Raw genomic sequence first — 12193 nt, 5'->3', positions numbered from 1 at the left:
CGCGCGATCAGCAGTTGGCGCGGATGCTGCGGATCAGCGTCTTGTCCCCGATCACTTCGGTCTGGACGATGGCTGTGGCTTCGCAGGTGTTCTTGGTCGCGCGATATCGGTAGCGGGCTTCCACCCGCCCCGCGCCCAACGGTCGCACCGAACGCAGCGCAAGCGGGTCGCGCAAGGAGCGGTAGAAGCGCGTCATTCCCGCCTCACTGAAGGGTCCGACGCCGCGCTTGGCCGGCGTGATGAGCGCGGCGGCGGCTGATCCGTCGCCGACGGACAAGGCGATGTAGAACTTCTCGACCGTGCGCGCGGCTGCTTCGCCGGTAGGCGCGCGCGCGGGCAACGCAGAAGGTGTAGCACCTTGCGGCGATGGCGCGGACGCATTGGCCGGCGCGGGTGTCGGTGACGTCGCAATGGACGGTGTTGGCGGCGAGGTTGGCGCGGGCGGCGTGGCAACGGGTCGATCATCCAGCCGCGGCGCGGCGCTCGGTGAAGCAAGCGCCGGAGATGACGCTGGCGGACTCGCCGGGATGCCGGCCGCCGGAGTCGCGCGCTCCGAACTGCCGGTCGCAGGCCGTGCGATCAGGAAGAACCAGGCCATGAAGGCGCCGATCAGCGCCAATGCGCCCGCGCCCAGCCAGAGCCACAGCTTGCGCGGATCGTCGTGGCGCAAACCGCCAGCCGCATGGTCGGTGACCAGCGCTTCAATGGCCGGCTGCCTGGGCACCCGACCCCGAGCGGTCTCCAGCATCGACGGCCCGGTTGCCACGAAGCCAGGCAATCGGCGCGCACAGCCGATGCAGAACATGGCGGTGTCCCGATTTGTTGCCTTGCAGGCATCACAGACGACGGTCAAGGTGCAGGGCTTTGAAGAGATGAATGCTTCAAGGCTATATGACGGCGCCCTGTTGTATGTCGGACGAATTCGCTCCGGACCATGCTGCTGTCGATGCCGGGCGGGCCTCGTCGGCGGCTGAGTGGACAATTGCGCCCGCACAGTCCCCACGCACCCGAGATACCCCGCCATGTCCAAACTAGACGACCCCCTCCACGACGCCGAAGTCGGCTCCCGCGACAGCACCATCGACACCACCCGCATCGACGACGTGCGCATCGGCGCCGTTCGTCCGCTGATCACGCCCGCCTTGCTGCAGGAGCGCGTGCCGGTGCGCGACAACACGCTGGCCCTTGTTGAAAGCAGCCGCGCGAAGATCGCCGACGTGCTGCATGGCCGCGACGACCGCCTTGTCGTCGTGGTCGGGCCTTGTTCCATCCACGACCATGACCAGGCCCTCGAATACGCGCACCGCCTCAAGGCCGTCGCCGACGAACTGCAGGACGACCTGCTGATCGTCATGCGCGCCTACTTCGAGAAGCCGCGCACGACAGTCGGCTGGAAGGGCTACATCAACGACCCGCACCTGGACGGCAGCTTCGCCATCAACGAAGGCCTGGAGCGCGCGCGCCGCCTGCTGCTGGAACTGACCACGCTGGGCCTGCCCACCGGCACCGAGTTCCTCGACCTGCTGAGCCCGCAGTACGTGGCCGACCTGATCGCCTGGGGCGCCATCGGCGCGCGCACCACGGAGAGCCAGAGCCATCGCCAGCTCGCCTCCGGCCTGAGCTGCCCGATCGGCTTCAAGAACGGCACGGACGGCAGCATCAAGGTGGCGGCCGATGCCATCCTCGCGGCCCGCGCGCCGCATGCCTTCATGGGCATGACCAAGATGGGCATGGCCGCGATCTTCGAGACGCGCGGCAACGACGACTGCCATGTGATCCTGCGCGGCGGCAAGACGCCCAACTATTCGGCGGCCGACGTCGCGGCAAGCTGCGAGGCCTTGCGCGCCAACGGGCTGCGGGAACAGGTGATGGTCGACCTGTCGCATGGCAACAGCAGCAAGCAGCACCAGCGGCAGATCGTCGTGGCACAGGACGTGGCCGGGCAGATCGCTTCGGGCGACAAGCGCATCACGGGCGTGATGATCGAGAGTCACCTCGAAGAAGGGCGGCAGGACCTGGTCGCCGGCACGCCGCTGAAACACGGCGTGTCGATCACCGATGCCTGCATCAGCTTCATGCAGACGGTGCCGGTGCTGCATGAGCTGGCTGCGGCGGTGAAGACGCGCCGCAAGGGCTGAGCGGGACGTCAGCGAAAGAACTCGCTCGGCGTCTGCCCGAACTGCCGCTTGAACATCGTGGCAAACGCACTCGGGCTGTCGTAGCCGGCGGCCAGGGCCACGTCGACGACCTTCTCGCCGCTCGCAAGGCGCTCCAGCCCATGCAGCAGCCGCGCCTGCTGCCGCCATTGGCCGAAGGTCATGCCGGTCTCGCGGGCGAACAGGCGCTGGATGGTCTTGGCATCGACGCCAAGGCGCTGGCCCCAGTCGTCGAGCGTGGTCGGATCGTCGGGCGCTTCGAGCAGGCGCGTGCAGATGCGTTGCAGGCGGGGCTCGTCGGGCTGCGGCAGGTGCAGCGGCAGCACCGGCAGGGCGTGCAGTTCGTCGAGCAACAGGCGCATCACGCGGCCATCGCGAGACTGGTTCGCGTAGCCAGGCGTGATCGCGATCGCGGCCAGGATCAGTTCGCGCAGCAGCGGCGAAATGCCGACCACCGCACATTCGCGCGGCAGGTGGGGCGTGGCACCGGGCCGCACATAGACGCTGCGCATGTGGACCTCGCCGATGCAGCGGATGCTGTGGCGCACGCCAGCCGGCATCCAGATGCCGCGCGTCGAAGGCACGATCCACTGGCCGCCCTGCGCGCTGACCATGATCACGCCATGCGCTGCGTAGACGAGTTGTTCCTTGGCATGCGCATGCCAGCCGATGACGCGGCCGGGCGGATAGTCGTTGGGGTGGCAAGTGACCAGCGCCTCGCTGCGGTCGACGTCCGCGAGGAAATCCGGGTCCGGCATCGCGGGCGGGTATTTGCGGGAGCTTGCCATGTCCTTTTTGCGAAGAGCGGAGCCCGATTGGCGAGAGACAGGCATCGATCGTACCCCTAGCATCGCGTCTGCTCCAACTTTCAACTGCGCGCGTTCCGTGCGCGCGATCCAGGCTCTTCATGTCCAGCGTCCTTCCTCCCAGCGGCACGATTCCCGCGGCACCGGCGACCGCGCCCGCCGCCCAACGGACCGCCTTCCGCGTGCTCGGCGCCATCAGCGCGTCGCACCTCATCAACGACATGATGCAGTCGCTGATCCTGGCGATCTACCCGGTGCTCAAGGGCGAGTTCAGCCTGAGCTTCGGGCAGATTGGCCTGATCACGCTGACCTACCAGCTGACGGCTTCGTTGTTCCAGCCGCTGGTGGGTCTCTACACCGATCGCAAGCCGACACCGTATTCATTGCCCATCGGCATGACTTTCACGCTCTCGGGCCTGTTGCTGCTCGCCTTCGCACCGAGCTTCTGGGTTGTGCTGGTGGCTGCGGCGCTGGTCGGCACGGGTTCGTCGATCTTCCATCCGGAGTCGTCGCGCGTCGCGCGCATGGCCTCGGGCGGGCGGCATGGCATGGCGCAGTCGCTGTTCCAGGTGGGCGGCAACACGGGCAGTGCGCTTGGGCCGCTGGTCGCGGCCATCGTCATCGTGCCGTACGGCCAAACGAGCGTGGCCTGGTTCTGCCTGGCCGCGTTGCTCGGCATTGCGCTGCTGATCCAGGTGAGCCGCTGGTATGCCTTGCACCACGCTGCCGCCAAGGCCCGTGCGGCGCTGCGTCCTGCCGTGTCGCCGCTGCCGCGCGGCAAGGTCATCGGCGCGATCGGCGTGCTGTTGCTGCTGATCTTCTCGAAGTACTTCTACATCGCCGGCATCAGCAGCTTCTACACCTTCTACGTGATCGAGAAGTTCGGGCTCTCGGTGCAGAGCTCGCAGTACCACCTGTTCATCTTCCTGTTCGCCTCGGCGCTGGGCACGCTGATCGGCGGGCCGGTGGGCGACCGCATCGGGCGCAAGCCGGTGATCTGGGCTTCGATCCTCGGCGTGGCGCCGTTCGCGTTGCTGTTGCCGCATGCGGACCTGTTCTGGACCACGACGCTGACCATCCTGATCGGGCTGATCTTGTCGTCGGCCTTCTCGGCCATCCTGGTCTATGCGCAGGAACTGATCCCGGGCAAGGTGGGGATGGTGTCGGGCCTGTTCTTCGGCTTCGCCTTCGGCATGGGCGGGCTGGGTGCCGCGATGCTGGGCTTGCTCGCGGACCACACGAGCATCGACTACGTGTACCAGGTGATCGCGTACCTGCCGCTGCTCGGCATCGTGGCGGTGCTGCTGCCGAACATCGAGCGGAAGAAGGCCGCGCACTGAGGCGTCCCGCCGGTCAAATCGTTCAAGCGGGAACTGTGGCCTCGATGGCCGCGTCCCGCGATGGCCCTCGGCTCAGCAATCGCCCGTTCGCGCTGATCACAGCGACATCGACGAACTGGTTGCTTTCGCGGTTGCCGCGGCCGAAGTTGAGCTTCCCGCCGCCGAGGCCAAAGCCCTCGACGCGTTCCATCGATGCCAGCACGGCGGCGCGTGTCGGCGACGGCCCGGCGCGGCGCAGGCCTTCGCCGGGCACGCAGGCGTCGGCATGGCCTTCCTGGCTCTGCAGCGAGAACTCCTTGTCGCCGCTGGCCAGCATATCGGCCTGGTAGCGTCGCGCGAACGACCCGGCGTGGCATCAGCGACGAATACGGAAAACGGTGCGTCCATGAACGAAATCGAAAGTTCACAAGCCGCGCGCCGAGCACACCGCGATACTCGAATCTCGTTCGAGACAAAGGAAAAAAATGACTGGAGACATGACCCGCCAAACCCTTGGCGACCTGCTGCGCCGCACCAGCCGCCGCTACCCCGACAAGCTCGCGATCCAGTGCGGATCGACGGCCTGGACCTACCGCGAATTCGACGCCGTTTGCGCCCGACTGGCCAACGGCCTGGCTGCGCAGGGCGTAGAGGTGGGGGACCGCGTGGCGGTGCTCTCACGCAACTCGCATGCGTTCGCGGCTTTGCGCTTCGCCGTGGCGCGCATCGGCGCGGTGCTGGTGCCGGTCAACTTCATGCTCAATGCCGACGAGTCGCGCTACATCCTCCAGCACGCCGGTGCACGCATGCTGTGCGTGGATTCGGAAGGCGCGGCGTTGGCAAGGTCCGCCATCACCGACACGCAAGTGCAAAAGCTCGTGTGGCTGCCCGGCGAGCAGGTCTCACCGCCGGAGCCCGACATGCTGGCCTTCGACGACCTGCTGCTCGACGGCCCCGCGCCCGAGCGCGCCTTGAACGGCGCGATGCTCGCCCAGATCGTGTACACCAGCGGCACGGAGTCCCGCCCCAAGGGCGCGATGCTGACGCACGACGCGGTCATTTCCGAATACGTCACCTGCCTGGTCGACATCGAGCTCACTGCCTCGGACCGCCTGCTGCATGCGCTGCCGCTCTACCACTGTGCGCAGCTCGACGTGTTCCTCGGCCCCTCGGTGTACGTGGGCGCGACCAACATCATCACGAGCAAGCCTACGGCGCCGAACCTGCTGGCCATGATGGTTGCGAACGGCATCAATTCCTTCTTCGCGCCGCCCACGGTCTGGATCGCTTTGCTGCGGGCGCCGGAGTTCGCGCAGACCGACCTGTCGCTGCTGAAGAAGGGCTACTACGGCGCCTCGATCATGCCGGTCGAGGTGCTCAAGGAGATGCCGCAGCGCATGCCGCACCTGCGCCTGTGGAACCTCTACGGCCAGACCGAGATCGCGCCCGTGGCCACGGTGCTGAAGCCCGAGGACCAGCTGCGCAAGGCGGGCTCGGCCGGCAAGGCGGCGCTCAATGTCGAGACGCGCCTGGTCGACGACGACATGCAGGACGTGAAGCCGGGCGAGGTCGGCGAGATCGTGCACCGGTCGCCTCAGCTGCTGGCCGGCTACTTCAACGACGCGGAGAAAACCGCCGCCGCCTTCCATGGCGGCTGGTTCCACAGCGGCGACCTCGGCACGATGGACGACGAGGGCTACATCACCGTGGTCGACCGCAAGAAGGACATGATCAAGACCGGCGGCGAGAACGTTTCCAGCCGCGAAGTGGAGGAGGCGATCTACGGTGTGGAAGGCGTCTCGGAGGTCGCAGTGATCGGCGTGCCCGACCCGAAGTGGATCGAGGCCGTGACCGCCGTGGTGGTGCTCAAGCAGGGCGTGGACATGACCGAGGCCGACGTACTCGCAGCTTGCGCCGGCCGGCTCGGTGGGTTCAAGCTGCCCAAGCGCGTGATCCTGACGGAGGCACTGCCGAAGAACCCGACGGGCAAGCTGCTCAAGCGTGAGCTTCGGTTGATGTACGCGGGCGGGACCGGGGTCGCACAGTAGTCAGGTTGGCTCGGGGCGACCGGGTAAACTGCCCGGTTTTCTCCTCTGGCGATATGGTGCAAGTGTCACGGCGCCCAGGTGTCACCGGATCGGCGCTCATTCGCTTGCTGACTCGACTGACCGAGCACGGCGTCCCCGAATCGAAGCAAGCCTTCGCGGAGCGATTGAGCCAATGGCTCCGATGGACCGACGCCATCTCGTTGTCCTCCGCGTTGAACAGCCCCCCGGCGACCGCGCGCACCGGCGCACGCGCAGCCTCCGCCAGTGCGGAGGAGCGGGAATGCGCGCGCGTGCGAAGCGCGCTGACCAAGGCCATCACCGAAGGCACCGCCTTCTCGGTCGACGACTTCGCGCCGTACCGCCAGCGCTACATCGCGCGACAGCAGGCGATGGAGGCGGGCATCGCGCCCTTGCGCGGTCGGTTGCGGACGGTGCTGGCGGCCAGGTCGCCGGCGATGGCGCGGCTGGCGTCGGTGGATGCGGTGATGGAGCAGGCGTTGGACCCGCATGAGCAGCGCTTGCTGGCGACCGTGCCGTCGCTGCTGGATAAGTATTTCAAGCGTTTGCGGCAAGCCCATCAGGCGACGCAGGCGCATGAGACAGATGAGGCCGCGCAGGCGGTGGCTGGCGATGCGCAGGCGGCTGACGGGCCGGGCAAACAAACGAGTTCGCCCGTTCAAACCCAGCCCGCCGCGTGGCTGGACGCGTTCGGCAAGGACATGCAAGGCGTGCTGCTGGCTGAACTGGATATTCGATTTCAACCGGTCGAAGGGCTGCTGGAAGCCCTTCGAACATGACGAAGTGACCCTCCCGACATGAACAGATCTCTTCATTACGCCGCCTTCCTCGTGGGCCTGGCCGCAGTGTGCTGGGTCGGCGCCGGCTACATCGGCACCAACCATCTGGCGCTGGTGATCACCTTGCTGGTCGGCGCGTTCTACCTGATGGGCGCGCTGGAACTGCTTCACTTCCACCAGGCCACGGACACGCTTGCGCGCGCGGTTGCGGACAAGAGCGATCCTCCGGCGAGTCTGGGCTCATGGCTGGAGCAACTCCATCCGTCGTTGCAGAACCCGGTTCGCCTGCGCGTCGAAGGCGTCCGCGTCGGCTTGCCCGGCCCGGCCATGACGCCTTACCTGGCGGGGCTCCTGGTGCTGCTGGGCATGTTGGGCACCTTCCTCGGCATGGTGGTCACGCTGAACGGCACGGGGATCGCGCTGGAGAGTGCGTCGGATGTGAATGCGATTCGCTCTTCACTGGCTGCGCCGGTTCGGGGTCTGGGGCTGGCCTTCGGCACCTCGGTCGCGGGCGTGGCTGCGTCGGCAATGCTGGGGCTGGTTTCCGCCCTGTGCCGGCGTGACCGGCTGCGGGCAGCGCAAGCACTCGATACGCGCATTGCGACGAGCTTGCGCGTCTTCTCGCTTGCGCATCAGCGCGAAGAGTCTTTCAAGCTGCTGCAGCGGCAGGGCCAAGCGATGCCTGAGTTGGTGGACCGACTGCACGCCATGCTCGAGGCGATGGAGCGCCAGAGCCTGGCATTGAACGAGCGCATCGCTTTCAGCCAGGACAACTTTCATGTCAAGGCGGAGGCCGTCTACTCGGGCCTCGCCACCTCCGTAGGCCAGTCGCTGAAGGAAAGCCTGACCGAAAGCGCCCGCGTGGCCGGCGCAACGATCCAGCCGGTCGTCGAAGCGGCGATGGCGGGGATTGCGCGCGAAGTGACCGCCTTGCACGGCACGGTCGAGCACAGCGTGCAACAGCAACTCGATGGCTTGTCGACGCGCCTGGAAGCCACCACGGGCGCCGTGGCGGACATCTGGAAGACCGCGCTCGCCGAGCATCAGGGCGCCATCGCGGCGCAGTCCGGTGACTTGCGCAGCTCGCTTGAAGGCTTTGCCCAGGCCTTCGAGCAGCGTTCGGCTTCGCTGGTGGAAGGCGTCGCGGCTCGGCTGGAAAGCACGGCCACCAGCGTGTCGGACACCTGGGGCCAGGCGCTCGCGGAGCACCAGCGTGTCAGCGAGAAGCTGGCGGGCGATACACATCAGGCCCTGGCATCGGCCGCGTCGGGCTTCGAGCAGCATGCGGCATCGCTGGTAGACGGCGTCGCGGCACGCCTGGAAAGCACCGCGACCAGCGTGTCGGACACCTGGGGCCAGGCCCTCGCGCAACATCAGCGCGTGAGCGAGAAGCTGTCGGGTGAGGCGCAGCAGGCGCTGGCGTCGGCCGCGGCGGGCTTCGAGCAGCACGCGGTTTCGTTGCAGCGCACGGTCGACGAGGCGCATGCCCATCTGCAAGCGGAGATGGCGTCGCGTGACGAGCAACGGCTGGCCGCCTGGACCACCCTGCAGGCGGGGATCGCCTCGCGCGACGAACAGCGCTTGGCGGCCTGGACGCAAGCGTTGGAAGCGATGGCTGGTTCGCTGCAGCAGGAATGGCAACAGGCGGGCGCACGCGCCGAAAACCAGCAGCGCGAGATCTGCGACACGCTGGCCCGGACCGGCCGCGACATCTCCGCCCATTCGGAAGCCCACGCCAGCAAGACGATCGCTGAGATTACACATCTCATGCAGGCGGCCTCGGAAGCGCCCCGCGCGGCCGCCGAAGTCATCGGCGAACTGCGCCAGAAGCTGTCCGACAGCATGGTCCGCGACAACGCGATGCTGGAGGAGCGCAGCCGCATCCTCGAAACGCTGGAGACCTTGCTCGGCGCCGTGAACCATGCCTCCACCGAACAGCGTGCGGCGATCGATGCGCTGGTAGCGGCGTCGGCGGATGTGATGGAGCGCGTCGGCACGCGATTCACGGACAAGGTCGAGGCTGAAACCGCGCGACTGGCCGAGGTTTCCGCGCAGGTCACCGGCAGCGCCGTCGAGGTGGCAAGCCTGGGCGAGGCCTTCGGGCTGGCGGTGCAGTTGTTCAGCCAGTCGAACGACAAGCTGGTGACGCACCTGCAGCGCATCGAGAACGCACTGGGCAAGTCCCTTGCACGCAGCGACGAGCAACTGGACTACTACGTGGCGCAGGCGCGGGAGGTCATCGACCTCAGCATCATGTCGCAGAAACAGATCGTCGAAGACCTGCAGCAACTGGCCAGCCAGCGCACCCTCGCGGGCAGTGAAGCGTGATGAGCGAGGACGCGATCGACGCCGGCATCGAGCCGACGGTGCCGGTATGGGCGGTCTTCGGCGACCTCATGTCTGGCCTGCTGGGCGCTTTCGTGCTGATTCTGGTTTGCGTGCTCGGCATGCAACTGGACCTGGCGACGAAGCTGGAAGCCGAGGTCAAGCAACGCCAGGCCGAAGAACAGCGCCGCGTGGCGCTCGAGAAGGCGCTGGAAGGCCCACTCGCCGCCGGCCGAGTGACGTTGAACAACGGCCGCATCGGCATCAGCGGCAGCGTGCTCTTCGCTCTCAACTCCGCGGAGCTTCAACCCGAGGGCCGGCAGTTGCTGAAGAGCCTGGCCAGCCCGCTGGCCGCATACCTGAAGTCGCGCGACGAGATCCTGATGGTCAGCGGCTTCACCGACGACCGCCAGGTGCGTGGCGGCAATCGCCAGTTCGCGGACAACTGGGAGCTGTCGGCGCAACGTGCGTTGACGGTGACGCGATCATTGATCGAGGACGGGCTGCCGTCGGGATCGGTGTTTGCGGCGGCGTTCGGGTCCGAGCAGGCGGTGGCGTCGAACGCGGATGCGGATGGGCGGTCGAAGAATCGGCGCGTAGAGATGGCGCCGACACCGCGGCCTTCGAATGCGATCGTTGTCGACAAGCCCCGTGGGTAGCGACCTGTCGACCGGAAGTGTTGTGGCGGTGGCTGAGTTGGGCCTCGGCGCGACGTTGGAGGCATGGCGCAAGCAGGGTGCCCATCGGCTGGACCCCGTACGCTTCAAGTTCATCGAGGCGATGGCAAGGAGGACGGTTGCGCACAGCGGCGAGGTGCGGCGGCTGTTGGATGACAAGGTCGCCGGGCTGCTGCGGGCGTATGGCGAAGACCTTGCCAAGGCCGGCCCGCCGGCGCCGCGTTCCGCCTCCGTGCGTGCAAGTCCATCCAGCGAGCCCACGCGCGGCCCGCTTGCCGAACTCGTCCAGCACATCGGCCGGCAGGCGCCGTCCCCTGCGCGCAGCCCGACGGCAGTCGCCGGTGCTGTGCCCACGCCCGAAGGCGCGGGTGAACTGAAGTCACTCAGCTACTTCCGAAGCACCTGGTCCAGGCTCAGCGCCGACCGGCGGCTGACACAGTCACTGGCCAAGGTTCCTGAGAACGCGGGCCCCCTCAACTCGCAGCACCTCGTGCACCAGGCGCTGACGTTGATGCGCGACCTGTCGCCGGAATACCTCAACCGGTTCATGGCCTATGTGGACACCTTGCTGTGGCTGGAGCAGGCGAATGCGGGCGGTGGCTCTGCCGGGGCGGACAGTCCGCGGACCGACGCGCCCAGGAAGACCAGTCGCGCTCGATCCGGATGAACTTGCATTCACGGCTTCCATCACGGCTGATCGGGCGACAGGAAGCTTGTCAGGTCAGCTTCTCGATGCGTTCGATCCGGTTCGACTGAAGTACTAAGCCGTTTGGCACCCGGCGACGCGCGCAAACACCTGTACGCCCAGGGTCGCCATGCACCTATATTGGGTTCGTCGCAAAACAATCAGGGGATCCGGACATGCAACCCACGCATCGATCGCACACGGCCGTTGCCGGGCTGCAATGGCTGGTCCGGGCTCTCTTTTTCGGGGCCTTGCTGGCGCTGGCCGGCTGTGGTGGTGGCGGCGGTGGCTTTGCTGGCGTTGGCGGGAACCTCGCGGTGCCGCCCAAGATCATCATCGACAGCGACTACAACACGATGAGCGACGATGGCCAATTGGGCGTCATGGCCGCGCAACTGCAGGCCAAGGGCCAGCTCCAGGTGCTGGGCATCACCGTCGTTTCGGGAAACCAGTGGCTCAAGCAAGGCGTGGCCGATGCGCTCAAGTCCATGGAACGGCTCGGCATGGGCGACAAGATCGGTGTCTACGAAGGCGAGAACTACGCGCTGTCGCACGACTGGGCCACGATCCAGAAAGAGCTCGACGCTGGCGCGGCCAAAGATGGCTACTACGGCGCATGGAGCGCGAGCAAGACGGCGCCGACCGATGCCGAACTCGTGGCGCCGCCCGATGGCTTTGCCACTCGCACGAAGGTGCAGTCGCAGGGTGCGGTGGACTTCATCATCAGCACGGTGAAGGCGAACCCCAATGAGGTCACGATCCTGGCCATCGGGCCGCTGACCAACATTGCCAAGGCCATGCGCAAGAGCCCGGAGATCGTGCCCTTGATCAAGCAGATCATCTACATGGGCGGCGCTGTGCACGTGCCCGGCAACACCACGAAGACGGCGGAGTTCAACTGGTGGTTCGATCCCGAGGCCGCGCAGTACGTGGTGCGGCAGCCCGTGTCGCAGGCGGTGGTGCCGCTGGACGTGACCGACACCGTGCTGCTGACCAAGCCGGTGTACGACCGCATTGCGAATGCCGCCAAGCCGACCATCGTCACCGACTTGTTCAAGCAGATCATCGGCCCTGGCTTCAACGGCATCGGGTTCGAAGGCGATCCCTACTACACCTTGAACGTGTGGGACACGCTGACGATCGCCGTGATGGTCGATCCCTCGTTCGCCACGCAGTCCAGCGAAGAGTATCTCGATGTGGTGAACGAACCCGGCGCAGCCAACAACGGGCAATCCATAGGCTATCCCGCGCAGCCTGCCGGGCCTCGGCTGCAGAAGATGAAGATCATCAGCAAGTTCGACAATGCGCGCTTCTTCAACTTCTACGTGGACCTGCTGACGCGCCCTGTGCCGATCCCATGATGCGGGCTTGCCGGAACGG

At 66.7% G+C, this 12193-nt stretch carries 11 protein-coding genes; 8 read left to right on the top strand and 3 right to left on the bottom strand.

Annotated elements, in window-relative coordinates; genetic code table 11:
- Positions 1 to 7: 7 nt before the first annotated feature.
- The gene (locus WKW82_RS14865; RefSeq protein WP_340343071.1) at positions 8 to 805 is read right to left on the bottom strand and encodes a hypothetical protein; all 798 of its coding nucleotides are present in this window, start codon (positions 803 to 805) and stop codon (positions 8 to 10) included.
- Between the two features lie 217 nt (positions 806 to 1022).
- Between WKW82_RS14865 and WKW82_RS14860 the strand changes: the two genes are divergently transcribed.
- The gene (locus tag WKW82_RS14860) at positions 1023 to 2138 is read left to right on the top strand and encodes a 3-deoxy-7-phosphoheptulonate synthase (protein WP_340343070.1); all 1116 of its coding nucleotides are present in this window, start codon (positions 1023 to 1025) and stop codon (positions 2136 to 2138) included.
- An 8-nt stretch (positions 2139 to 2146) separates the two neighbouring features.
- Here WKW82_RS14860 and WKW82_RS14855 read toward each other — a convergent pair whose 3' ends face one another.
- The gene (locus WKW82_RS14855) at positions 2147 to 2944 is read right to left on the bottom strand and encodes an AraC family transcriptional regulator (RefSeq protein ID WP_340343069.1); all 798 of its coding nucleotides are present in this window, start codon (positions 2942 to 2944) and stop codon (positions 2147 to 2149) included.
- A gap of 119 nt (positions 2945 to 3063) precedes the next feature.
- Between WKW82_RS14855 and WKW82_RS14850 the strand changes: the two genes are divergently transcribed.
- Entirely contained in the window at positions 3064 to 4302 is a 1239-nt protein-coding gene (locus WKW82_RS14850; RefSeq protein ID WP_340343068.1) for an MFS transporter, read from the top strand.
- 22 nt (positions 4303 to 4324) lie between these two features.
- Here the strand turns inward: WKW82_RS14850 and WKW82_RS14845 are convergent, their stop codons facing one another.
- Positions 4325 to 4618, bottom strand: a complete 294-nt coding sequence (locus WKW82_RS14845) for a type 1 periplasmic-binding domain-containing protein (protein WP_340343067.1) — start codon at positions 4616 to 4618, stop codon at positions 4325 to 4327.
- A 160-nt stretch (positions 4619 to 4778) separates the two neighbouring features.
- Between WKW82_RS14845 and WKW82_RS14840 the strand changes: the two genes are divergently transcribed.
- The 6 genes from WKW82_RS14840 to WKW82_RS14815 all read left to right on the top strand — a co-directional run bounded on the left by WKW82_RS14840 (position 4779) and on the right by WKW82_RS14815 (position 12174).
- Positions 4779 to 6329 (top strand): acyl-CoA synthetase, encoded by a 1551-nt coding sequence (locus WKW82_RS14840; protein ID WP_340343066.1) that lies wholly within the window; start codon positions 4779 to 4781, stop codon positions 6327 to 6329.
- Positions 6330 to 6382: 53 nt separating this feature from the next.
- Positions 6383 to 7126: a DUF3348 domain-containing protein gene (locus WKW82_RS14835; protein WP_340343214.1), complete on the top strand. Its 744-nt coding sequence runs from the start codon at positions 6383 to 6385 to the stop codon at positions 7124 to 7126.
- An 18-nt stretch (positions 7127 to 7144) separates the two neighbouring features.
- A complete protein-coding gene (locus WKW82_RS14830) occupies positions 7145 to 9454 on the top strand; it encodes a DUF802 domain-containing protein (protein WP_340343065.1) in 2310 nt (769 codons plus the stop codon).
- Positions 9454 to 10110: an OmpA family protein gene (locus WKW82_RS14825; protein ID WP_340343064.1), complete on the top strand. Its 657-nt coding sequence runs from the start codon at positions 9454 to 9456 to the stop codon at positions 10108 to 10110. The genes WKW82_RS14830 and WKW82_RS14825 overlap by 1 nt, the downstream gene beginning before the upstream one ends.
- Positions 10111 to 10138: 28 nt before the next feature.
- A complete protein-coding gene (locus tag WKW82_RS14820) occupies positions 10139 to 10795 on the top strand; it encodes a DUF2894 domain-containing protein (RefSeq protein WP_340343063.1) in 657 nt (218 codons plus the stop codon).
- 194 nt (positions 10796 to 10989) lie between these two features.
- Positions 10990 to 12174: a nucleoside hydrolase gene (locus WKW82_RS14815; protein ID WP_340343062.1), complete on the top strand. Its 1185-nt coding sequence runs from the start codon at positions 10990 to 10992 to the stop codon at positions 12172 to 12174.
- The last annotated feature ends 19 nt before the right edge of the window (positions 12175 to 12193 follow it).

The organism is Variovorax rhizosphaerae (assembly GCF_037889975.1).
In the GTDB taxonomy this organism is placed as follows: Bacteria; Pseudomonadota; Gammaproteobacteria; order Burkholderiales; family Burkholderiaceae_C; genus Variovorax; species Variovorax rhizosphaerae.
This window is presented reverse-complemented; position numbering and strand designations above follow the sequence as displayed.